The sequence below is a fragment of the Virgibacillus halotolerans genome (genome assembly GCF_016908515.1).
GTDB classification, from domain to species: domain Bacteria; phylum Bacillota; class Bacilli; order Bacillales; family Amphibacillaceae; genus Virgibacillus_M; species Virgibacillus_M halotolerans.
Genome location: NZ_JAFBEA010000002.1, coordinates 152,375 through 175,219 on the forward strand (window position 1 = coordinate 152,375; position 22,845 = coordinate 175,219).

At 37.0% G+C, this 22,845-nt stretch carries 20 protein-coding genes; 15 read left to right on the forward strand and 5 right to left on the reverse strand.

The annotated features are described in order from the left end of the window. Positions 1–273 precede the first annotated feature (273 nt). From JOC34_RS07140 to JOC34_RS07195, 12 genes are all read left to right on the forward strand, one after another. On the forward strand, positions 274–1,647 hold the full coding sequence (locus JOC34_RS07140) for an MFS transporter (RefSeq protein WP_205136067.1): 1,374 nt from the start codon (positions 274–276) through the stop codon (positions 1,645–1,647). A gap of 31 nt (positions 1,648–1,678) precedes the next feature. Then, the gene (locus JOC34_RS07145) at positions 1,679–2,527 is read left to right on the forward strand and encodes a creatininase family protein (protein WP_205136068.1); all 849 of its coding nucleotides are present in this window, start codon (positions 1,679–1,681) and stop codon (positions 2,525–2,527) included. Positions 2,528–3,476: 949 nt separating this feature from the next. Beyond that, on the forward strand, positions 3,477–5,039 hold the full coding sequence (locus tag JOC34_RS07150) for a PucR family transcriptional regulator (protein WP_205136069.1): 1,563 nt from the start codon (positions 3,477–3,479) through the stop codon (positions 5,037–5,039). A gap of 180 nt (positions 5,040–5,219) precedes the next feature. Continuing rightward, the gene (locus JOC34_RS07155) at positions 5,220–5,861 is read left to right on the forward strand and encodes an aspartate/glutamate racemase family protein (protein ID WP_205136070.1); all 642 of its coding nucleotides are present in this window, start codon (positions 5,220–5,222) and stop codon (positions 5,859–5,861) included. A gap of 2 nt (positions 5,862–5,863) precedes the next feature. After that, a complete protein-coding gene (locus JOC34_RS07160) occupies positions 5,864–7,429 on the forward strand; it encodes an OPT/YSL family transporter (RefSeq protein ID WP_205136071.1) in 1,566 nt (521 codons plus the stop codon). 14 nt (positions 7,430–7,443) lie between these two features. Continuing rightward, positions 7,444–8,508 (forward strand): DUF917 domain-containing protein, encoded by a 1,065-nt coding sequence (locus JOC34_RS07165; RefSeq protein ID WP_205136072.1) that lies wholly within the window; start codon positions 7,444–7,446, stop codon positions 8,506–8,508. Continuing rightward, the gene (locus tag JOC34_RS07170) at positions 8,505–9,440 is read left to right on the forward strand and encodes a DUF1177 domain-containing protein (RefSeq protein ID WP_205136073.1); all 936 of its coding nucleotides are present in this window, start codon (positions 8,505–8,507) and stop codon (positions 9,438–9,440) included. Before JOC34_RS07165 ends, JOC34_RS07170 begins: the two co-directional genes overlap by 4 nt. Position 9,441: 1 nt before the next feature. Beyond that, positions 9,442–10,104: an AroM family protein gene (locus JOC34_RS07175; RefSeq protein ID WP_205136074.1), complete on the forward strand. Its 663-nt coding sequence runs from the start codon at positions 9,442–9,444 to the stop codon at positions 10,102–10,104. Positions 10,105–10,161: 57 nt separating this feature from the next. Continuing rightward, positions 10,162–11,076 carry an aminopeptidase gene (locus tag JOC34_RS07180; RefSeq protein WP_205136075.1) on the forward strand — a complete coding sequence of 305 codons (915 nt, stop codon included), beginning with the start codon at positions 10,162–10,164 and terminating at the stop codon, positions 11,074–11,076. A 23-nt stretch (positions 11,077–11,099) separates the two neighbouring features. Then, on the forward strand, positions 11,100–11,657 hold the full coding sequence (locus JOC34_RS07185; protein ID WP_205136076.1) for a nitroreductase family protein: 558 nt from the start codon (positions 11,100–11,102) through the stop codon (positions 11,655–11,657). Further along, positions 11,654–12,241, forward strand: coding sequence for a nitroreductase family protein (locus JOC34_RS07190; protein WP_205136077.1), 588 nt, complete (start codon positions 11,654–11,656; stop codon positions 12,239–12,241). Before JOC34_RS07185 ends, JOC34_RS07190 begins: the two co-directional genes overlap by 4 nt. A gap of 651 nt (positions 12,242–12,892) precedes the next feature. Continuing rightward, positions 12,893–14,350: an aldehyde dehydrogenase family protein gene (locus JOC34_RS07195; RefSeq protein ID WP_205136078.1), complete on the forward strand. Its 1,458-nt coding sequence runs from the start codon at positions 12,893–12,895 to the stop codon at positions 14,348–14,350. 156 nt (positions 14,351–14,506) lie between these two features. Here JOC34_RS07195 and blaI read toward each other — a convergent pair whose 3' ends face one another. Together blaI and JOC34_RS07205 are read right to left on the reverse strand one after the other, a co-directional pair. Beyond that, a complete protein-coding gene (gene blaI / locus JOC34_RS07200; RefSeq protein ID WP_205136079.1) occupies positions 14,507–14,884 on the reverse strand; it encodes a penicillinase repressor BlaI in 378 nt (125 codons plus the stop codon). 77 nt (positions 14,885–14,961) lie between these two features. Then, positions 14,962–16,731: a BlaR1 family beta-lactam sensor/signal transducer gene (locus tag JOC34_RS07205; protein WP_205136080.1), complete on the reverse strand. Its 1,770-nt coding sequence runs from the start codon at positions 16,729–16,731 to the stop codon at positions 14,962–14,964. Between the two features lie 361 nt (positions 16,732–17,092). On the opposite strand from JOC34_RS07205, the gene bla reads away from it, so the two are divergent. Next, positions 17,093–18,028 (forward strand): class A beta-lactamase, encoded by a 936-nt coding sequence (bla, locus tag JOC34_RS07210; RefSeq protein WP_205136081.1) that lies wholly within the window; start codon positions 17,093–17,095, stop codon positions 18,026–18,028. 2 nt (positions 18,029–18,030) lie between these two features. Here the strand turns inward: bla and JOC34_RS22190 are convergent, their stop codons facing one another. Beyond that, positions 18,031–18,210: an IS3 family transposase gene (locus tag JOC34_RS22190; RefSeq protein WP_205136082.1), complete on the reverse strand. Its 180-nt coding sequence runs from the start codon at positions 18,208–18,210 to the stop codon at positions 18,031–18,033. A gap of 302 nt (positions 18,211–18,512) precedes the next feature. Here JOC34_RS22190 and JOC34_RS07220 point away from each other — a divergent pair, with 302 nt between their 5' ends. Then, entirely contained in the window at positions 18,513–19,919 is a 1,407-nt protein-coding gene (locus JOC34_RS07220) for an aspartate ammonia-lyase (RefSeq protein ID WP_205136083.1), read from the forward strand. Between the two features lie 125 nt (positions 19,920–20,044). Here JOC34_RS07220 and JOC34_RS07225 read toward each other — a convergent pair whose 3' ends face one another. After that, positions 20,045–20,347, reverse strand: coding sequence for a DUF4870 domain-containing protein (locus tag JOC34_RS07225; protein WP_205136084.1), 303 nt, complete (start codon positions 20,345–20,347; stop codon positions 20,045–20,047). 63 nt (positions 20,348–20,410) lie between these two features. Continuing rightward, a complete protein-coding gene (locus JOC34_RS07230; RefSeq protein ID WP_205136085.1) occupies positions 20,411–20,761 on the reverse strand; it encodes a YxeA family protein in 351 nt (116 codons plus the stop codon). 312 nt (positions 20,762–21,073) lie between these two features. Here JOC34_RS07230 and JOC34_RS07235 point away from each other — a divergent pair, with 312 nt between their 5' ends. Next, a complete protein-coding gene (locus tag JOC34_RS07235; protein WP_205136086.1) occupies positions 21,074–22,414 on the forward strand; it encodes an outer membrane protein assembly factor BamB family protein in 1,341 nt (446 codons plus the stop codon). The last annotated feature ends 431 nt before the right edge of the window (positions 22,415–22,845 follow it).

Consider the following 22,845-nt stretch of genomic DNA (forward strand, 5'->3'; position numbering starts at 1 on the left):
CTCTGACCTCCATTTATAAAAACGATGCAATTTTAGTGTAAAAACATGCAACAATAAAACAATTGAATGAAAGGGTTTTCCTATATAATGAAAAGTAGGGAATATGAATGGCTGAATGTCCCTTATAACATAAGGGACTTGCTAGTTGAGAAATTGAAATGTTGTTATTTAATTTGTTTTCTCAACAAATTAAATGCATTTTGAAAGCGAATACATATTCAATTGTTTATAACCTTTTACACGATAAGTTTAAATAAATTGGAGTGATTTAAAATGGAACAGAGAAAATTTGGGATTCGAGACCAATTCGGTTATATGTTAGGCGATGTTGGAGGGAGCTTTGTTAATTTATATATTGGGAGCTTTTTTCTCATATTTGCAACGTATGTATTAGGTGTAAGTCCTTACTTCATGGGGACGTTATTTTTAGTTGCGCGCGTTTTTGATGCGTTCACGGACATTGTTATGGGATCCATACCAGACCGTTATCGGATTGGAAAAAGTGGTAACAGGTTTTTACCTTATATTAGTATTGCTAAATGGTTTCTAGCGGCATCGCTCTTATTATCTTTTGCTGATGTATCGAGCTTTTCATCTACTGCCATTCATATTTGGGTCGTAGCTGTTTATCTATTTTACGGTATTGCTTACACTGCAGACTCAATTCCTTATGGTTCACTTGCTGCCGTGATTACCCAAGATCCTGTTGAGCGTACAAAATTATCACGGGCACGTGCGATCGGTGGATTGGTTGTCGGATTGGGTGCTTTATCTGTGGTTCCTATGTTTATTTATGATAAGGCAGGAAACGTTATTCCTGAAGGATTCTTTCATGTTGCCATTGTATTTAGTATCTTATCGCTCCTGTCTTATACAGGTTTGGTCAAATTAACAACAGAACGTGTCCGTGATGAACAGCCTATTGGAAAAAAGTCGGATTATAAGTTTAAGGACGCTTTAAAAGCAGCATTTACCAATCGGCCTCTAATCGGTATGATGATCGCTTCCATTGGATCGCTCATTATTATTAATGGTGTGAACCAATTAGCAGCGGTAGTGTTTGCAGAATTTTATCATATGCCAAGTGCATTTACAATTAATTCATTTGTTAATATAGCGATCACTATTTTACTCTTTTTCAGTGTTCCGAAGTTAGTAGAAGTATTTGGTAAGCGCAATCTGGTCATTGCAAGTTCTGGATTTAGCTTTATTGCAACGATATTCATAACCTTATTTACGATTGAAAACGTATACCTATTTATTGGGATATATAACATTGCTGTAATTGGCTTATCAGTATTTATTATGATTGTCTGGGCTCTTGTAACAGACTGTTTGGATTTTACAGAGTTGAAAACAGGGAAGCGGTATGATGGTACATTGTATTCTATTTATTCTTTTTCAAGAAAATTAGGAATGGGGATTGGTTCAGGAATCGGCAGTTACGCTTTAGGCTGGGTTGGATTTGTTTCTGGTGCTGCTTCGCAAACAAGGGAAGTTGCTGAAGGTATTTTGAAATTATATACTGGTTTACCGATTATTGCCTTTCTACTCATGTTAATCGGCGTAGGTATTATCTTTCATTTAGATAAGCATAAAACATCCGAGATGTATGAGAAATTGGAGGAAAAGAGAGCACAAGCTTAAATAACATATAAGATTAACAGGAGGAATTACGATGCGGACACGATTTTTAACAAAACTTACAAATGGGGAAGTAGAAGACTATTTAGATAGTAATGATATCATTTTTGTTCCAGTAGGAGTGACAGAAACACACGGTGCACTTCCACTCGATTCTGAAACAGTTTTAGCAGAGGCGATCGCTTTGAAAATGGCGGAAGTAACGGATGGATTAGTCCTTCATAATCTTCCATACTTCTTCGCTGGGGCTACACCAGTGGGTAGGGGAACTGTACAAATGAGTGTTAAAGATGGTATGAATTATTTAGACAAAATTGCCAAATCCTTATTAAAACAAGGTTTTAAGCGGCAAATTTATATTACATTTCACGGGCCAGCATATATAACGGTGAGTGGAATGGTGCGGGACTTTTTTGATGAAACAAAAACGCCAATTTTGTATATGGATATTATTAAAGCAATAGAATCCTTAAACGATCTTTCATTTCATTCAATGGAAAAATTTAATGATATGGCAATCGGTGCTTATGACATTTTAGGAAGAATAGAGGATGTTCCCTTAAATGTCCCGGAATCCACCTCCGTGAGCTATGATCCTAATAAAGTGATGGAAGCAAATAGGACCCATCCAGCAAACCCGCTTGGAAAATTAGCCTATCAATCTGGTGCAGTTGGTTATTATTTTGACAAACCATCTGACCATATGTACACACCATTACTGAAAACACCAGAGGAACGTGCAACGTATGCAAAGTCAGGGATTGCGGCGATTCAAGAGATTGTTGAAAAACTCGATATGAATCGTGTTGTCAAATCAATTCGGGAAGTGGATGACTTTACACAGAAAAACAGTCTTGAAAAATATGGGGATTGGTTGAATTGAGTAAGATAGGATAAAATGAAGTTGTCTTTACAGCGTGAGTGCTGTGATGGCAGCTTTTTTGATGATGGTTCTTATGAGTATGACACTTAATGTAACTCTGAATAACATTCAGTCAATTTATAAAGAGGCATGTTTCTCGATCCCAATTCAAGAGTAGTATAAAATGATTAGGGAAGTAAGCCAGGCGCCTCAGAGTAATTTGACCAAACTAAGCTTATTTGGAAAAGATAATGTGGAGATTTACAAGAACCAATCAGTTTTATTCGGTGCTTGCCCTTCTAACTCACATTTCAACTCTAGATGTGAGTTTTTGACTTATATATTGATCGATTTTATCGATCAATATATAAGTCAAACATACTAATTCCATCTATCATACTAAAGTATCGAATAATTAACAATAAAAATATTTAATAGTATAATAGGACTGTTAAGGAAACTGTATTTGATAGGGGGACGTACAATAATTACATGTTTAATAACCTATTAGGTAATAAATAGGACGAATAAAAACAGAATAATTTAACGACGATAGAGAAGCGATTGATAGAATACTACATGCCAGTTGATAACTCGATAATGATTAACAACACGCGGAATGGTGCACACAATTTTACAGACTTGGTACATGTACGAGGAAGATAGTTTATATTTATCCGGATTTATACACAAAAACTATAGAATTAAACTATAAACGGGTTTGAGTCTGAAGCATCGGTATAAATATCCACATTATTTGCTCTTACTGCTTGGCCAGCGACGGATGCCCCGCTGCACCAGACAAAAGTGTACAAAAGCAAAATGATGGAAAGATTGGTGTTAAAGAGGCACCGATAAAATCTTGACATAGGCACTACTAGCCCTACTAATCTAGAAGAAACTAATTATGTTATAATACGAAGCTATCAACATCGGATATAAAGGTATTGAATAAAGGTGGGGAAATAATATGGATATTAGTGAAGTATTAAAACTTGTTGAACCCCATGGCGCAAAGCTTGCATATGGTATAAATGGAATAAATCATACCGTAACGGCTGTTGAGGTTATGGAAGTTCCTCAAGTAGAAGAGTGGGTCGCTAAAGATACATTAATAATTACCACATTCTACACAGTAAAAGACGATACAGAAGCCCAGCTGGAATTAATTAAAATCTTGATAAAAAAGAAAGCAGCAGGTTTAATTGTTAAGTTAGGTAGATTTATAGATAAACTACCTGAAGAAGCAATTAGGCTAGCTGAAAAACATAATTTCCCCATTATAGAATTACCGAGTGAGGTACCTTATATAAAAATATTAACCCCATTATATCAAAGATTAAATTTATCAGAAGATGCTTTATTAATGGAAAAAATGGAGGATAAATCATATGAGAGCGTTATTGAGGTCTTTGATGATATCTTTGAATCTTTTGGTTTAGTAACTTATATAGAAAATTTTCATGGGGAGTTAATGTACTGCGGTAATTATCAAATAAATGACCAATGGCGTAATAACAAATCGTTATTCTCTAAGCCCGCTTACGAAGATTCACATAAATATATAGAAAAGATAAAAAGGGAATTTCCTATATATATAAAAGAAGGCTTTTTAAGAATAGAGAAGTTAAAACGCATTATCGTTCCTTTATTTTCGAAAGGAAAACGATACGGATTATTACATTTTGTTTATAAAAAAGAGAAGGAAAGAAAAATATTAATACAACCATTTATCTCTAAAGTAGCCGACAAAGTTCATATTAGTTTAATGAGTGAGCTGATTAGTTTGCAAAATAAACAGCTATCTCAAAAGTTGGAATTAAGCGAATTGAAACAGAAAAAAACAGATACTATTTATAAAGTACTACTTCATGTGCGATTATCAGTAACTTCTACGAGATTAGAAGAAAAGCCTTTAATTGACTATAATTTATTAGTTTTTAATCAACTGGAAAAATTAGTCCACCCCCTTGAGGATTTAACAAAGTCATTTGTATTTGAACAAAATAATAAACTGTATATGCTGCTTGCTTTTACAAGTAAACGTATATCAAGTACTGCGTCGATCAGGAAATTCTTAAATCGACGCTTAAAAAAATCGGCCATTAACAATTGTTTAATCGCAATAAGCACACCCTTTTTTAATTTATCGGAGGTAAATGAAAAATTAGATTATGTAGCTAAAATAGTTGATATAGGTAAGCAATTACATCCTGAGTTGCAAGTATTTTCATTTAACAAACTTGGTATTTATGAATTTTTATTAAGGCTGAGTAATGATCGACAAGTTATTGATTATGTCGATAGTATTCTATGGCCATTAATAGAAGTCGATCCGGAGTTAATTGATACGTTAATGATGTATTTAAAAGAGAATGGGAATGCATCACGGACTGCTGAAAAACTTTATTTAAATAGACGAACGGTTACCTACCGTTTGAAAAAGATTAGAGAGCTCTGTGAAATTGATTTAGATGATGCTGAAACAGTTTTTATTTTACAATTTTGTTTAAAAATAAATGATTTAAAATAAAATTTACCAATGTGAGCAATATTCCGATATTAATGGGCCTAAATATACTCATGTTGGTTATATACATTGCTATAGCTAGCTATTATATTTATAGAAAGGGATTTTCTCTTTCTGTTTTTTTTATTTTTTTTTTTGCATAAAAAATTCAGACTATTCTATGTTAAATGAGGAGGGTGTAATATGTTGGGGATAATTAGAGTATTAACAACGGAGGATAATGATGTTTTAAATGAACATAGTTTACTTATGAAAACTCACTTAAACATTGCAAGTGAGACAAGATGTATACCTGGTCAATGGAACGGAATTTACGATGAAAAAACAGAATCTATCGCGGAATCTAAAATCATAAAACTTGCAAAAGAAATGGAATCTCAAAGGAAATACACAGCCCTCACAATTAGTTGTGCTGCAGATCCAGCGTTAAACCTAGTAAGAAAAAATATACAATTACCGGTATTCGGAGCTGGAGAATCTGGTGCTTATGCAGCGAGTATGGTTGGAAATAATGTTGGAATTATTGGTATTACTGAAGAAGCACCTTTATCAATAACGAGAATATTAGGTGAAAAGTATCATTCATATGCATATGAACATTCATTGCGAAAAACGACCGATTTATTTGCCGAGGATGCTAAAGAAAAACTACTTACAACTATAAAAGGTATGGTAAGTGGTGGGGCAGATGTTATTTTGTTTGCATGTACTGGTTTTTCGACAATTAGTCTTAAACATTATTTAAATAAATACATTAATATACCAGTAATAGATTTAGTTGAGGCACAAGCTATTGCTTTTAAATTAATTAATAAGGAGGTTTAGCTTTGCAAAAGAAAACTTTCGATTTTACGTTTATATTATTTTCGGCTTTAATTTCAGTTTTGGGTGCAATTATTGGAATGCAACTTATTACATCATTAGGGATAACACCTAATACATCTATTATCGGTGCGTTAATTGCAATGTTAATTGCTCGAATTCCAATGCAAATGTTTTATAAGTATCGTTCATTAGAAAATCAAAATTTAATTCAAACGTCAATATCTGCAGCAACTTTCGGTGCAGCTAATAGTTTATTAATTCCGATAGGATTACCCTTTGTACTTGGAATGCCTGAACTTATTATTCCAATGCTAATTGGAGCAGGTGTGGCCCTTTGCATTGATGTTTTTATATTATATCGAGTATTTGATTCTAAAATATTTAGTGCTGATGAAGTTTGGCCACCAGGTGTTGCAACTGCGGAAGCCTTGAAAGCAGGTGATGAAGGTGGTTCCAAGGCGAAGTTTTTAGGCTTGGGTATTGCTGGTGGAGTACTTGGTTCACATTTAGGTATTTCGATGTCAGCATTTGGAGTTGCATTTATTGGAAACATCTGGGCATTAACGATGTTTGGAATCGGTTTGTTGTTAAGAGGTTATTCTGCGCCATTATTTGGTATAGATTTAGATGCGTATTATGTTCCCCATGGAATGATGATTGGTGCAGGAATGATTGCCCTAGTACAGTTTATTATGATGATTAGGCGCCCTAAGAAAAAAGGAAATGCGAATGACGATAATAATAATAATAATAATACCCGCACGGAAGAAGATGTTAAAAAAGGATTTAGCTTAGGATATTTATTATATGTTGGTGGTGCCATTTTAGTTGCGATTTTAGCAGGGTTGTATGCAGCGATGTCAATTCCACAATTAATCTTATTTATTTTATTTGCAGCAGCGGCTGCGTTAATCAGTGAAATCATTGTCGGGATTGCGGCAATGCATTCAGGATGGTTTCCAGCTTTTGCAGTTACATTAATTTCTTTAATTATTGGTTTGTTATTCGGTTTCCCTCCAGTTGCTTTAGCGATCTTAACTGGCTATACTGCTGCAACAGGCCCAGCGTTTGCTGACTTAGGATACGACTTTAAAACAGGTGCAATATTAAGAGCAGGTATGACAAAAGCACAGGAACTGTACGGGCGCCGCCAGCAGTTAAAGAGTGCGGCAATAGGCTTTATCATAGCAATAATTATGGTAACACTGTTTTATGATTCCTTTTTTTCACAGAATTTAGTTCCACCAGTAAACCATGTTTATGCAACTACGATTGAATCTGGCTTGTCTGGTAATGTAGCAATGTTGTTATTTTTATGGGCTATACCAGGTGCATTAATTCAATTAATTGGTGGTTCAAGTAAGCAGATGGGAATTATGTTAGCTACTGGTTTATTAATTGTTAATCCAATTGCTGGCTGGGCAGTTATAGCCGGTATTATTATCCGGGTTACTATTTTGAAATTAAAAGGTCCAGAGGCAGAAAATACCATGTACACAACAGCAGCGGGATTCATTGCTGGGGATGCACTATATAGTTTCTTCACATCGATTTGGAAAGCTAAATAAAAGGTGGGTTATCTTTGACAAAGAATTTAAGTATTGAAGATGGTAAACATGCGGTTTATGGAGGATGCATACTGGGTGGTGGGGGCGGTGGTATGATCAGTGAGGGGCTTGAGAAGGTTGAACAAGCTTTCCAATATGGTGCTCCACAACTTATCACAGCTGAAGAATTAGAAGAAAATGATTCGGTTGTTTGCGTTTCATTAGTAGGCGCCCCATCTGCAAAAGAAATGTATTTGAGTGAAAATCAATTAATTGATACGGTACAACGTATGCAAGGTGAATATAAACAGCCAATTAAGGCACTTATGACAAACGAAAATGGTGCTGCGACAACCACTAATGGTTGGTTACAAGCAGCGGCATTAAATCTTCCATTTTTAGATGCTCCATGTAACGGAAGAGCACACCCAACTGGTTCAATGGGAGCGTTAAATCTTTCCGAGGTAGAAGACTATCATTCCATTCAAGCATTTGCGGGTGGAAAAGATGAAAAGGCAGTCTCCGGAATAGTGACGGGATCGCTTAGAAATGTTTCTGACACAATGCGTGAGTTATCGGTGAAAGCTGGTGGGATGATCGGTGTTTGTCGTAATCCAATTAACGTAAAATATGTTAAAAAACATGCTGCAATAGGTGGTATTACACAAGCGATTGAATTAGGTGAAATTTTATTAAGTTCACTAGAAGGATCTGAGCGAATAAAGGCGGTTGTTAAATATCTGAATGGTGAAATTGTCCATACGGGTGAAGTAACAGAATTTAGTTTAGAAGAAACAGGTGGTTTTGATGTAGGTGAAGTTATCATTGATGATTTGGAACTGACCTTTTGGAATGAATACATGACCGCTGAAATGAATGAACAACGTCTTGGGACATTTCCAGATTTAATCATGACATTTGATGCGAGGACAGGGATGCCGATAGTAAGTGCTGAAATTGAAAAAGGCCAAAAAATTGCAGTCATTTCAGTCCCTAAATCAGAATTAACGTTAAGTTCAACAATGTCTAATAAAAAGCTATTGCAAGTAATTGAACCAATCATAAATAAAAAGATTATTAGAAAGGACGTTAAAAGATGACTTTAAAACAAACGCTGGAAGTACTAGATATATTAGATCACCCTACTGTAAACGGGGGAACCATTATTAATATATTTGCAGACTATGAATTTGTCGAAGCTTCCTTTGAAACAGTAAAAGGAAGTAAGGGGTCTACAGACTTCGTTAAAATTTTAATTAAAGGAACAAATGGCAAGCAGTCTGGAGGTGACGCACCTTCATTAGGTGTTGTCGGACGTCTTGGCGGAATTGGTGCACGTCCACAACGAATTGGATTTGTTTCCGATGGTGACGGGGCAGCTGCAGCTGTATCAACGGCTGTAAAGTTAGCAGAAATGAGTGAACGTGGAGATCGTTTAGCCGGGGATGTGTATGTAACAACACATATTTGTCCAGTTGCACCGACTGAACCACATGAACCCGTTGAATTTATGGGATCACCTGTTGATATTCTAACAATGAACCAATATGAAGTGTTTCCAGAAATGGATGCGATTATTTCCATTGATACGACAAAAGGAAATAAAGTGTTTAACCACCGAGGTATTGCAATATCTCAAACGGTTAAGGAAGGTTATATATTAAAATTCTCTAACGACTTAATTCGGATTAAGGAAATGACAACTGGAGAATTACCTGTAACATTTGCGGTATCGACGCAAGATATCACACCATATGGTAATGATTTATATCACATTAATAGTATTCTACAACCTGCAGTTGCAACTAATGCACCAGTAGTAGGAATTGCAATTACAACAAAAAGCGCTGTTCCAGGAAGTGGGACTGGAGCAAGCCATGAGGTAGATATTGCTCAAGCTGTTAGATTTAGCATTGAAGTGGCGAAGGAATTTGGCGCTGGTAAAATTGACTTCTACGATGCACCAGAATTTGAACATATGCAAAACCTTTATGGTTCAATGAAACATTTACAAACGTTAGGGAAAGCTTAAAGTGAAAAAGTTAGGTATTTTAACAATCGGTCAATCCCCTAGAACAGATGTAACCCCCACATTTCGTACGATATTAGGTGATTCAATCGAAATTGTTGAACGTGGAGCTTTAGATTCCTTGTCAGGACAAGAAATAAAAGATATGGAACCTGCAAAGGGTGATATTACTTATATTACTCGTCTAAAAACTAAACAATCTGCAAAAATAAGTAAATCAAAATTACTGCCATTATTACAAATGGAATTAACAGAACTAGAAAAAAAAACAGATATGACTGTAATATTATGTACGGGTGATTTTCCTTCCATTTTAACAACAAAACCAATACTTTATCCTGATCGAATTTTGGTAAAGGTTATTGAAGCTATTTTATCAAAAGGAATACTGGGATTAATTATTCCACTTAAAGAGCAAAAAGATAGTTTACTTGAGAAATGGTCAGGGTTAGATATTAATATTGTAATTGAAGTAGCATCGCCTTATACAAAAAGTGACTTTAAAACAGCGGGAATGAATATGAAAAGCCTAGGTGCAGAAGTAATTGTTTTAGATTGTATGGGGTATAATGAAACACAAAAGGCCGAAGTGGCAAACGCAAGTGGATTACCGACTATATTATCTCGATCACTTGTTTCTCGAATTGCTAAGGAATATCTAGTCTGAATAAATGACTACCTTTTCATTAATGGGAAGGTAGTTATTATTAATAAGGAGGATAAAATGAGTCAAATAAAAGAAATTGTTAAATCTATTATGGATAAAAATTTTAGTTTTGATACGGATGTCGCTGTTTTAGTTATTACGGACCGTTCAACAGAGAAATTAGGAACTGATTTCTACCGTACTTTGAATGAATTAGGTTGGAAAACTGAATTAAAAGTTATGATAGACCGAAAAAAGTCTGGTGAAGAACCGGATGGAGAGATTGCGAGCGCTATGACGAAATATCCGTTAGTATTTTGTTTAACAAAACACTCATTAACTCATACAGTGGCTCGTCGTGAAGCAAATCAACATGGTGTAAGTGTTATTACAATGCCAGGAATTACGGAAGATATGTTTTTAAATGGAGCAATCAATGCTGATTATTCGATAGTAGAAACTGCGACATTAGAAATGACTACGAAGCTATCAAATCATGAAAAAGTAATGATTAAAACTGGGGATGATTTGGAATTAGTCATTCCAATTGGAAATCGTGAGGGAATTCCAAGTACAGGTGTATTTGAAAAACAAGGTGATTCAGGTAATTTACCTTCTGGAGAGGCATATATTGCCCCGATAGAATATAAAGCAGAAGGAAAAATTGAGATTAATGGATCAATCGCTGGAATAGGACTAGTCAATACTCCCGTTGTTTTAGAAATTCAATCAGGTCGCTTAATTTCTGCTACTGGTAAGCAAGGAGAACAATTATTAAGTATATTAGGTCCTGATGACGGCAGAATTTTAGCGGAGTTAGGTATTGGAACGAATTACGCAGCCCGAATTACAGGCAATATTTTAGAGGATGAAAAAGCACATGATACCATTCATGTTGCATTCGGATCAAACCATACATTTGGAGGTGTGGTTAAGACGAATGTTCATATTGATTGTGTAACAAAATCTCCTGAGATTTATTGGACGAAGTAATCCTACATGGGGAGGCATTTTACTTGAATACTAATTTACTAATTGAATTAATGGAAGATATAACAAATGTCCGGAGATATGCGGATCGTCTTGTTGAGAAAGAGGATTTAGAAAAGCTCTACAAGGCATTTTCATTGGGACATAGTTCAGTAGGTAATCAAGCACGAGAATTACTCGTCATCGAAGCTAGCCAATTAAGAAAAAAAATTGTCAAGTGTACGTTAAACCCGTATATGATTAAGGCATCTAAAAATCAAGAATGGTTAGAAAACGTACCATTTCTCGGTATTGTGTTAATCGAAAAGCGGAGGGCCATTGCGCGTGTTGGTGAAATTGGTTCAGTTATTGCTGAAAGAGAGGCTGAGGGTGCTTTGCAAAATGCCAGATTGATTGGGGGTTCTTTAAATATTGCAACAACAGTCGTTCGTGAATTTGATGTCGACGTATTAAAAAAAGAGCTGAAATTACCATGGTATGTAGAACCAACTGCGATTATTGCTGCTGGATATACAATTGAGACAACGGTAAAAGGTCCACGTTTATCTATTGGTGATATTGTTAATAAGGATAGATGGGCATGAGTAAGCCGATAGATGCCATTTACAATCGAGTAAGCACAAGGGCCTTTTTAAAAAAGGAAATACCTGAAGAAATAATATATGAAATTTTAAAAGCGGGAACCCAAGCGCCATCTAGTGGTAACATGCAACCATGGGAATTTATTGTTGTTTCAGATGAAGAAAGAAAAGAGAAGGTTGTTTCAGCTACTTTTAGCGGTTTTTATTCTGAATGGGCGCCACATCAAAAGTGGATTGGTTTAGCGCCAAAAATTATTATTATATGTATTAATACGAAACGAACTAAATCAAGATATGCTGAACTAGGGGATAAGTGGACACTGATCGATACAGCGAATGCTGTTCAGAATATGATTCTCACTGCGACAGAATATGGAATTGGTAGTTGTTGGGTTGGAGGAATTAAAGAGAAATTAATTAAGCGATTTTTTAATATACCAAGCTATGTAAACCCGATTGGCTTACTTCCAATAGGATACCCAAAAGAAAATGTATCGTATAAATATAAGATGGATCCTAAATGGATTACACATGCTGATGAATATAATAATGCCTATTATCTAGATACAAAAATAAGCAACGAGTAAATTACTACGTGCTTATTTTTTGTTTTTAGAATTAGTTTTAGTGATAGAAGGAATAGTTCAACTGATAAATCGGGAGGGGGAGCGAACCACGACATTATTGATAGATTGATAGAAGAGAATATCGAAGCGTGTCACGTGTGGAAACTCAGCATTTGCAGCCTTTGTTAGTGTTTAAGTATTACGCCATGAAGAAGGGAACAGTGTTTCGAACTATTTGTTTGAGTAAGGTTTATGCTTGCCGAGTGGATCGAATATGAGCGTGGGAGAACAGGAAAGAGTTATTAATATGAGGTTTTAAATAAATAGTACAAGTAGTTAAAGGATTTGTATCGATAGGTACGAATCCTTTTTTAGGCACACACAAATGTAATAAAAAATTCCATTAGTATTTGTTGCTGCCTATCCTACGTGAAATTTCACACAAGCGATTCCTTCGATAGATCCTTTGCAAATTGCTACAATAGTATTGTAGGGTAAAAATCTGCTTTAAAGCTGTTTATACCTACCCTATCTAGTTGCGTATTACAAAAATGGGCAATTCTCATTTAATAAATTAGAGAATTTTTCTGATGAATCAAGCGTTTAAGATTCGAAGCAATTACAGACCATGAAGTCAATTTTAAGTATAAATAATGATGGAGGTTCTATAAAATGCGTATAGAAGAGATTAATAAGAGCTATATGAATGGAGAATGGGTCGATGGTGAAAGCGGTAATCTTTATGATATCCGTGATCCGTATGATAATTCGGTTGTTACATCCGTGAATTTGGCAACGGCTGGTCAACTGGAGGATGCGTTCCAGGTAGCTGAAAAAGCACAGAAAGAATGGGCTCAATCTTCTGTAGAAGAAAGAAGACGCGTACTTCAAGGAGCACATGATTACCTGAATGAAAATCGTGAAGATATCGTTCAACTGATGAATCGGGAGAGTGGTAGTACCATCCTGAAGGCGAATTTGGAAATTGATTTATCACTTGCAGAGCTGAAGGAAGCCATTAATTCAGCGGATGAGCTGTACAAGGTCAAAGTGCTCTCCTCTGGCATTGAGGGTAAGGTGAACAAGGTGCATCGTCTGCCGCTAGGCGTTATTTCCTGTATTTCACCATTTAATTTTCCGATGAACTTGAGCATGCGTACGATTGCGCCTGCGATTGCATTGGGGAATGCAGTTGTGCATAAACCGGATGTACAAGTAGGGTTGTCCGGTGGGCAGATTATTGCAAAGGCATTTGCACATGCTGGACTTCCTAAGGGTGTATTTCAGTCCATTTTAACGGATATTAATGAAGTAGGCGATGGCATGATTGATAACCCGGTACCTCGCTTGATTAGCTTTACTGGTTCTACGCCTGTTGGCCGCCATATCGGTAAAGTTGCAGGAGAGAACTTGAAGAAGGTTGCACTGGAATTAGGCGGAAATGCACCATTTGTTGTTCTAGGTGATGCCGTAGTGGATCGCGCAGTCGATGCGGCTATATTTGGCAAATTCGTGCACAATGGGCAAATTTGCATGGCAACAAACCGCATTATTGTGCATCAGGATGTTTATGATGATTTTGTAGAGCAATTCGTCGCGAAGGCAAAGGGACTTCAAGCAGGTGATCCGAAAAATCCTGAAACAGTAGTTGGTCCGATTATCAATAAGGAACAGGCGGATAAGATTATGGGTATTGCAGCAGAAGCGAAGAAAGATGGTTTGCGTGTTGTATTGGACGGGGATAGAAGTGGTAATGTGATTTCTCCTATCGTTTTTGCGGATGTGCCAAATGATTCTAAGCTGGCACAGTCTGAAATTTTTGGCCCAATTGCTACGATTATTCGGGCGAAAAGTGATGACGAAGCACTTGCCTTCGCGAATGATACGGAATATGGCTTATCCTCTACAGTCTTTACCAGTGATCTCGAGAAAGGACAGCGCTTCGCGTTGCAAGTAGATGCGGGTATGACCCACGTGAATGACCAAACCGTAAACAACGAAGCACATGTTGCGTTTGGGGGCAATAAGGCGAGTGGCCTTGGACGATTTAGTCATCCATGGATCGTTGAGGAATTTACGACAACCAAGTGGGTATCCGTGCAAGAAGAATACCGAGAGTTTCCGTTTTAATGCTGGAGTAGTTTTTTTACTGGAGAAGAAATTTTATATTAGATGAACAAAGATGATTTTCGAACGGAATAAGATGCGGATAGCAATAGAATCTATCATTGCATAAGATGCTTAACGGCTTCAGTTAATAAGCAAAAAGTGAAATGGCTAGCCATTTCACTTTTTTGGTTTTTTATCTAAAATGTTACGTAATTCTTTAATATCCGCTTCAGATAAAGAATCATCTTGGATGAATTGAACGAGCATCGACTGTAAAGTACCACCATAAATCCGTTTAATAAAGGATTTTGTCTCGGCGTGCTGATAATCCTCCTGGGAATAAAGTGGGAAAAAAGTATAGACTTTCTGATCTTTATTCACACCGACTACCTCTTTTTGTACAAGACGATCTAACAGCGTGCGGACCGTCTTGGGCTTCCAGTTCGTTTGTTTCAATGAGGAAATGACATCGCTGGCCGTTTGTGGAGCGCTTTTCCAAAGTACATTCATCACTTCCCATTCTGCTTCTGATATATTAGGTAAGCTTTTTGGCATACAGTCCCACCTCCTTCCTATCGCAATACATGGATCACAGTATATTTTATTCGAAATACGGTACTTGTTATGGAAAATTAATAGATGCCTTTATCCCGCAAAATGGACTTTGTTATTTCGGCTGCTTTACTTCCATAAGGATTATTACCTTGTTGAATGTTCGTCGCGAAGAAATAGGTGTCATCATTGGATTCTACATACCCAATAAACCAACCATTCCTATTTTTCCCATTAACATTCCCTGTGCCGGTTTTCCCAGATAGCATGGCATCGTCTTTTTCCTCTAATTTAATCATATCTTTTACAGTTTGGATATGTTTATCTTCAAATTTAAAATCGTTGGTATACAAGGCTTTGAGGGATTTCACTTGCTCTACCGGAGAAATCTTTAATGATGATTCCAACCAATATTGTGATAATCCACCAGATATATTGTAATTACCATAGCCTATTTGTTTGAGGTAGGCTTGGATATGATCACTTTGAACGCTTTTATCCAATTCCTGAAAATACCAGGTTACTGAATTCCTCATCGCGTCCGATAAATTCTGGTCCTTATTCCACGCATCATAAGGGTATTGTTTACCATTCCATTTTATGGTGGACGCTTGACTTGTGATGACATTTGATTCTAATGCAAACAATGCACTGTAAATCTTATAAGTAGAATCCGGCGAAATTCTTGTCGTGCTTTTATCTTTATTATAGATACTGTATTGATCAGCTTGCAAATCATATAGTACAAAACTACCTTCATAGCCGGAAAAGTACTTGCTCAAATCTTCATATACTGCATTTTCATTTTCAAATGTATATTGGTCATCATCGTATGCCATGACCGAAATAATCGGAAACTGGATGGCAACGAATACACCTACAATCATAAAGATAAGCCTGCTTTTCCATTTCAGCAGTTTTGATTCAGGCGTAAAAGATGCAATACTTTCTATTCGCTTTTTTATTTGCTGCTTGGCACCACTTAATGGATTCACCAAGTGGAAATACGTTGACCGGGACGTGTTGTCAACGAAATGGATAATGGTGTTTCCATATGCTGTATAACAGTTCTTATCCAAAGCTTTTAAGACTGCAGTATCACAGGCGATTTCACGATCCAGTCTCATTTCTCTAAAGGCAATCCAAACCAAAGGGTTAAACCAATAGAGCATTTGATATAAGACAATCAGGTAATTTGTTGCGATGTCTTTGTATTTATAATGATTTAGTTCGTGTAAAAGGATGTACTCAATCTCTTCCAGTGACAACCATTCTTCGAAATCACTGGGAAGCACAATATAGGTTTTAAATAGACCAAACGTTAGTGGCGTTTTGATGCATGGTGATTCTCCTAGGCTTAAATGTCTCGATATATGGAGACGTTGCTTGCAACGGTTAAATAGGCTTAAGACTGCTTTATTTTCGATAGGTGATGTCGTACTTTTTATTTTCTTTACTTTTAACCAAGCGTGTACGGTCAGGACAGTCATCACGACCATACCGATTATCCATATGGTGGCTAAAAGTTTACTCAGGGGCGCAAAGTCGAAACGGTTTACTGAATCTGTAAAATCCTGCATCCAATTTCCCCCTTGTAGGGAACGATCACCAGTAGAAGCAGTAGCTTGACCAGTTTCATTACTTTGATTCATATTAAATGTAAAGGCGTCTCCGAAATGAAATAAATGGTTTGGTATCAATGGAAACGTCAACGCAATGAACAAAAGAAACCATAGATTATACTGCCATTTTGCTGATAATTGCTTGTGAAATATTTTCTTGGTTAATATAATGCCTCCAAAAGTAAAAGCGGAAACGAGCAGACAGACGAGAAAATGAGTAAAAAACATGTTATTCGCCCCCATTTCTAAAATACCATCATGGTAATTATTTCTTCAGCAATCAATTATTTTTCCATTTAACGTATCTAGCAAAGTCTATCTTTTAGTAGTTTATCACGGGTTAATCTGCTGTGTCGAAAGAATTCATCGGCTTATTTGCAAACGAAATGATGAAAAAGCATATCTAAAAAGAAGTTTGACACCAGGACTACACTTGTAGTACAGTATTACATGTGTAGTCTAAGGTGTTGTAAAGGGGTGGCAGTTTATGCTGGTTTAATGATCTTTATAAGCGCGAAATATTGCCAAGGTATTTCTATTGAACTTGGGCAAGAATGATAAAAATTTAAATAAAAAGGTTGGATTTTAAATGATCTTACAAAACACGATTCGTCATACATTTAAATGGAAGAAAGTTGTGTCTGTACTTCTGCTCTCTTTTGTCATGCTGATAGGTTGTTCTGAGAAGAACGACAATGCTTCCCAGGCTAAAGAACAAGATGAAATAACTGCAGTGGAGGAGGTTTTTGATAAGCTAGAGGATAAATATGATGCGAGGCTTGGTATTTTTGCATTAGACACGAATACAAACCAAACGGTAACTTATCGTCCAGATGAGCGCTTTGCATATGCATCTACTCATAAAGTATTTACTGTAGGAGCATTGTTACAACAAAATGCCATAGCGGACCTTAGCGAAAGAATCACCTATACTAATGATGATCTTGTTAATTACAACCCGGTTACCGAAAAACATGTTGATACAGGGATGACCCTGGAAGAACTTAGCGAAGCTTCTCTTCGATACAGTGACAATACTGCAGATAATCTCATCATGGCGTACATTGGTGGACCTAGTGAACTAAAAAAAGCGTTAAGAGAAATTGGTGATGATGTTACGAATCCAGTGCGTTTTGAGCCAGAGTTAAACGATGTTGAACCAGGAGAAACCCATGATACGAGCACACCTAGAGCGCTTACCACTAGCCTTCAAGCCTTCACGTTAGGCGACGCGCTCCCAGTAGAGAAACGCGAACTTTTAACCGATTGGTTGAAAGGAAACGCAACTGGAGATACATTAATTCGCGCTGGCGTACCAGATGATTGGGAGGTGGCAGATAAATCGGGTTCAGCTTCTTATGGAACACGAAATGACATTGCTATTATTTGGCCACCAGAAGGAGAACCGATTGTTTTAGCCATTCTTTCTAGTCATGATCAAAAGGATGCGGAGACCAATGATGAACTAATTGAAGAAGCAACAAAAGAAGTCATTGATATCTTGGGTGTTGAGCATGCATCATAATATCATGGCGTAAATTGAAAAACTCTAAGGAGGGCGTTAAGTCGCCTTCTGAGGGTTTCTTTTGTCCGTTCATGGTTATACGAGTAAATATATGCTTCCATTCGTTTTTTTAACCTCTCGTAACTTACGAATGCTTCGCCATCATACATTTCTTGTTTTAATAAGCTAAAGCGATTCTCCATGGAAGCATTTGTATGCAAGGGATACTTTACAGAACACGCTTTAAAACACCTGGAAAAACAAACAATCAATGTTATAATGAAGTATGACGCAAGATCAACAGGTTAAAGCCGTTGTTTGAAAAGGTCCTGCATGATTCTTTTATGCGGGATTTTTCTGTGTCTGTTGATTTTATAATGCTTTTTCGTTAGTTTTTCAATGTCTAATACATATATATCATTTTACTTTTTGGGCTTTCAGGAGAGCAAATTTCCAGCAAAGTCTTATGAATAAATGAGTCTCGTAAAAAAAGGAGTATTATCATATGCATACTAGGATAGAAAATGACAGTTTGGGAACGAAAGAGGTTCCTGCAAACGCTTATTATGGTGTACAAACAGTACGTGCCCAAGAAAACTTTCCGATTACCGGAATACCTGTGCATAAAGAGTTGATCTTTGCCCTAGCAGAGGTGAAAAAGGCAGCAGCTTTAGCCAACATGCAAACAGATATGTTAGCTGAACCAATTGGCAAGGCTATTGTGAAAGCTGCGGATGAAGTAATCCAGGGGGAACATTTACAGGACTTCATCGTGGATTCCATTCAAGGTGGCGCAGGTACTTCCATTAATATGAATATGAATGAAGTCCTAGCCAACCGGGCTTTAGAGATGTTGGGAAGGGAAAAAGGTGATTACAATTATTGTTCTCCCAATACACACGTGAACATGTCTCAGTCCACAAATGACACGATTCCGACAGCTTTAAAAATTGCTTCTTTCCGAATGGCAGGGGAATTGACAGAAACCATGACCGCTTTGAAAAAAGAATTCATGAACAAGGAAAATGAATTCCACGATGTATTAAAAATGGGGCGGACCCATCTTCAAGATGCAGTCCCCATCCGATTAGGACAGGAATTCGGAGCTTATTCCGAGATGGTCGCCAGAGATATTAAAAGGGTCACAGAGGCCGCACAGGAAATGTTGACCATTAATTTAGGTGCCACGGCTGTAGGGACAGGGCTCAACGCCAAACCTGAATATATCGAAAAGGTTGTGGTACAGCTTGCGTCACAACTCGGAATGAAGTTGCGTCTGGCCAAAAGTCTTGTGGATGGAACGCAGAATACTGATGCATACACGACTTTATCAGGGGCGTTGAAAGTGTCGACAATCAATTTGTCAAAAATATGCAATGATCTTAGATTAATGGCTTCAGGTCCGATGACCGGTCTGCAGGAAATCAGCCTCCCGGTGAGACAGCCTGGATCGTCTATTATGCCGGGTAAAGTGAACCCCGTCATGGTTGAGGTAGTCAATCAAGTTGCGTTCCAGGTTGTGGGTAATGATCAGTCTATCTGTATGGCGTCTGAAGCAGGACAATTTGAGTTAAATGTGATGGAACCAGTCATTGTCTTCAACTTGCTTCAGTCGTTAAAAATAATGAAAAATGGCCTGGATGTATTTACACGTTACGCTATTAGCGGAATGGAAGCCAATGTGCAGAGATGCCGTGAATACGTGGAAGAAAGCTATGGTATCATCACCGCTTTAAATCCTCACTTAGGATATGAAACGGCTGCAAGAGTAGTTAAACAGGCTAGAGAAACCGGACTTACCATCATTGAAATTTGCAAAGCGCATCAGCTGTTGACAGAGGAAGAATTAAATACAATTTTGGATCCTGCTGAAATGACCACCCCGGGTATCGCCGGTAGTCAATTTCTTTGAAGTACGGGGGCGGTTCATTTGCTTTCTGAGTGTGAGGGGACGGGAATTAATCATTCCCTCCTCCTCGATTAAGCATAGAAAAGAATGTGTTCTAAAATCATAAACGAGGCATACCTTTTCTCGGTTCAATTCTTTATTAATACGCTTATTCCTCTTACAAAGTTCAAGATAATATAGTAGACCCCAATCGCTATAAAAATACACATGATGATCAGTCTTATGGTTTGGTTACCGGTATCTGCTAATAAGATTCCTGTGCCCAATCCAATGAAGCAAGAAAGGTAGGGGACGAAGTGTGTCCATAATGATTTACCTGCGTGGTGTTTCACATCCCCAGATGCCAAAAAGTACATAATGATTGGGAATAAAAATGGCGCAAAAAAGACACTAAAATAGCATAATGACGATAAAAGCTTATCTGCTTTCATATGATTACCTCCTTGATGCATAAAATAATAATTTTTTAATAGGCCAAATGCCCGCTACCTACCTTAAGCATCGTTGTCGTTCTCCAACAACTGTTGTGGCTTTTGGGGTATGTCATCACGTTCAATCTCTTTATAGGTAATGACATCGCCCTTTTTATAATAAACTTCTAAATAGGCGTCTTTTCTTAATGGATGATTACTCGTGAACGTAAGTTTTTTATCTTCGCCATCTTCGTTATACCCTTTCAGTTCATATTTATATCTCGTATAACCTTGTTCCGAATATTCTTCCCCTTCATTTTGGATTTCCACATAATATTTACTCGAACCGATTGTTTGAATTTGTTGTCCACAGGCTGTTAATAGACCTAAAGTGAGCACCATGCATACGATTAGAAATGGTTTTTTTAGCATAATATCATCCTTTTTTTATGATTGATTGCTAGAGCAGTAGTGTACGATTTTTGGAATCAAAAGGGTCGGCAAATGGCAAAGATATTTACTGACGCTGCTTTCTGATCTAACGATAATTTTATTATGAAAGAAAAACACGCAAACGTACATCGATTTTCCTTACAAATCTCGTGTAGCATCTTACAATTTTGCAATGTTATTAGTTTAACCTTTTAATCATGCCACTAAATGAAAGAAGATCATTCTATTGTTGAATTATTATGATATATTAATAGATGGAATCATATATCTAAAACAGAAGGGAAGATGCATATGAAATGGATGAAGTTGTTTGGCCTGGTAACTGCGTTATCTTTTTTTATGGTGGGGTGTTCTGATGATGAAACAGTGGAAGCGGACAATGCTGATTCAGAGCAGCGTGACAAAGCGAAGGATGAGAAGCAAAAGGAAGATAAAAAGGAAACAGCAATGATTAATATCCATGATTTTAATTTTAACGAGACAGAAGCGGATTTAGATCAAACCGTATTTTTTTCCAATGAAGAGAATGATAATGGTGATTATAGGGAAGCTAGCCCCAATTATTTTATCAGTGAAGACGTGTTTGATTTTACGAGTGGAGCGCATTCGATTCTTGCGGATAGTGAAATGCTTGTCGATGATAAAGGGGAGGGCGTTAAACTGGAGTATCCTGATGATTTAGATACGAATCAGGCACCAGCTACATATGCGAATGGCTTTTACTATGTCGGTCTTGAAGAAGGTATTTTTAAAATCAATGAGGATAAACGCGACATAGAACAAATAGCGAAGGATCCGGTTTGGTTGATTATAGAGGCAGACGAAGATACAGAACTGATCTATTATATTACAAATGATGATGATTATGACAATACCGTTGTCCATGCGATTGACAGTGATGGGAAAGAGCAATGGGCGACAGATCCCGTTGAGACAGGAATGATGGGTGCTGGCATGACCAATGTGGTAGTGGCGGATGATATGTTGATTTACAAAACAAATGATTTTACAAAGGCGCTTGATAAGGAAACGGGTGAGGAAATCTGGAATAATGACAATGGTTACTTCACGGTAACTCCAGCTGGTGATTCCTTATATGCGCTTATGTTTACCGGTAACGGAACTGTTGGCGAATACACGCTCACGGAGCTTGATCAAGAAACAGGGGAAGAATTAAATTCGCTGGATTTACCAAAAACTTTCTCCCTTACCAATCAGGATTATCCGGAGATCCAATCCATTGGTGACATGATGTTCATCGATCTGGAACAATCGGTACTTGGATACAATATGAAAGAGAAAACAATAGACTGGGCTCTGACTGGTGAAAATGGTCTGGAAGCAGACGGTATTGAAATCAATGATGATTTAATGGATGTCGATGTGCGTGTATCTGATACAGGAACCGTTGCGGTTTCCGGTACCATCAATCACCAAAACGGTGAAGATTTAAAAGACTTTTTGCTTACGATTGATCCCATTACCGGTGAAATTAATGATGGCTCTTTGATCGATGGGGAAATCACTGCTAGTTTACCAGAAAACAAATATGGCAGTGAATTCATTGTTAATCCAGATGTAGAAGATAAAAGTAGTGATGAAAGAGAATCATTTTTAACAGAAATTCAATAAGGCAATACATCATTAATCGACAAATCATTTCCCGGGAAATGATTTGTCGATTTTCATTGGAATAAATCAAACCTTCATATAAACTACACACCATAGTCGCTTTATTGATAATAATAGCTATGGTTTTTCAATGAAGGATTCAGGTGGTGTAACTCCGTGAAAGTTGGGTTGACAACTGCACCCGGGTACAATAATATTGAGAAATATACAAAATGTAAATCATGAGAGCAAGTTCTTGTAGTCATTTTTCAATGAGCTATGGAATAGTGTTCAAAGTGTCTCGTGAAAATGACATGTAGAGATAGGAATTTCTACTACATCTGCCCATGTTCTGTGAGTAATGTTGAAGTTAGCACAACACGCACAGCTCGTTGGCTTGCTTTTGCGCTATTACATATTAACTGTATACGTTCTGTTTCTTGGAAAAAACT

What these genes read in the sequence shown, in the direction of transcription:
- JOC34_RS07140 (WP_205136067.1), top strand. Translation starts at nt 274, where the DNA reads ATGGAACAGAGAAAATTTGGGATTCGAGACCAATTCGGTTATATGTTA.
- JOC34_RS07145 (WP_205136068.1), top strand. Translation starts at nt 1,679, where the DNA reads ATGCGGACACGATTTTTAACAAAACTTACAAATGGGGAAGTAGAAGAC.
- JOC34_RS07150 (WP_205136069.1), top strand. Translation starts at nt 3,477, where the DNA reads ATGGATATTAGTGAAGTATTAAAACTTGTTGAACCCCATGGCGCAAAG.
- JOC34_RS07155 (WP_205136070.1), top strand. Translation starts at nt 5,220, where the DNA reads ATGTTGGGGATAATTAGAGTATTAACAACGGAGGATAATGATGTTTTA.
- JOC34_RS07170 (WP_205136073.1), top strand. Translation starts at nt 8,505, where the DNA reads ATGACTTTAAAACAAACGCTGGAAGTACTAGATATATTAGATCACCCT.
- JOC34_RS07180 (WP_205136075.1), top strand. Translation starts at nt 10,162, where the DNA reads ATGAGTCAAATAAAAGAAATTGTTAAATCTATTATGGATAAAAATTTT.
- JOC34_RS07190 (WP_205136077.1), top strand. Translation starts at nt 11,654, where the DNA reads ATGAGTAAGCCGATAGATGCCATTTACAATCGAGTAAGCACAAGGGCC.
- JOC34_RS07195 (WP_205136078.1), top strand. Translation starts at nt 12,893, where the DNA reads ATGCGTATAGAAGAGATTAATAAGAGCTATATGAATGGAGAATGGGTC.
- blaI (WP_205136079.1), bottom strand. Translation starts at nt 14,884, where the DNA reads ATGCCAAAAAGCTTACCTAATATATCAGAAGCAGAATGGGAAGTGATG.
- JOC34_RS07205 (WP_205136080.1), bottom strand. Translation starts at nt 16,731, where the DNA reads ATGTTTTTTACTCATTTTCTCGTCTGTCTGCTCGTTTCCGCTTTTACT.
- bla (WP_205136081.1), top strand. Translation starts at nt 17,093, where the DNA reads ATGATCTTACAAAACACGATTCGTCATACATTTAAATGGAAGAAAGTT.
- JOC34_RS22190 (WP_205136082.1), bottom strand. Translation starts at nt 18,210, where the DNA reads ATGGAGAATCGCTTTAGCTTATTAAAACAAGAAATGTATGATGGCGAA.
- JOC34_RS07220 (WP_205136083.1), top strand. Translation starts at nt 18,513, where the DNA reads ATGCATACTAGGATAGAAAATGACAGTTTGGGAACGAAAGAGGTTCCT.
- JOC34_RS07225 (WP_205136084.1), bottom strand. Translation starts at nt 20,347, where the DNA reads ATGAAAGCAGATAAGCTTTTATCGTCATTATGCTATTTTAGTGTCTTT.
- JOC34_RS07230 (WP_205136085.1), bottom strand. Translation starts at nt 20,761, where the DNA reads ATGCTAAAAAAACCATTTCTAATCGTATGCATGGTGCTCACTTTAGGT.
- JOC34_RS07235 (WP_205136086.1), top strand. Translation starts at nt 21,074, where the DNA reads ATGAAATGGATGAAGTTGTTTGGCCTGGTAACTGCGTTATCTTTTTTT.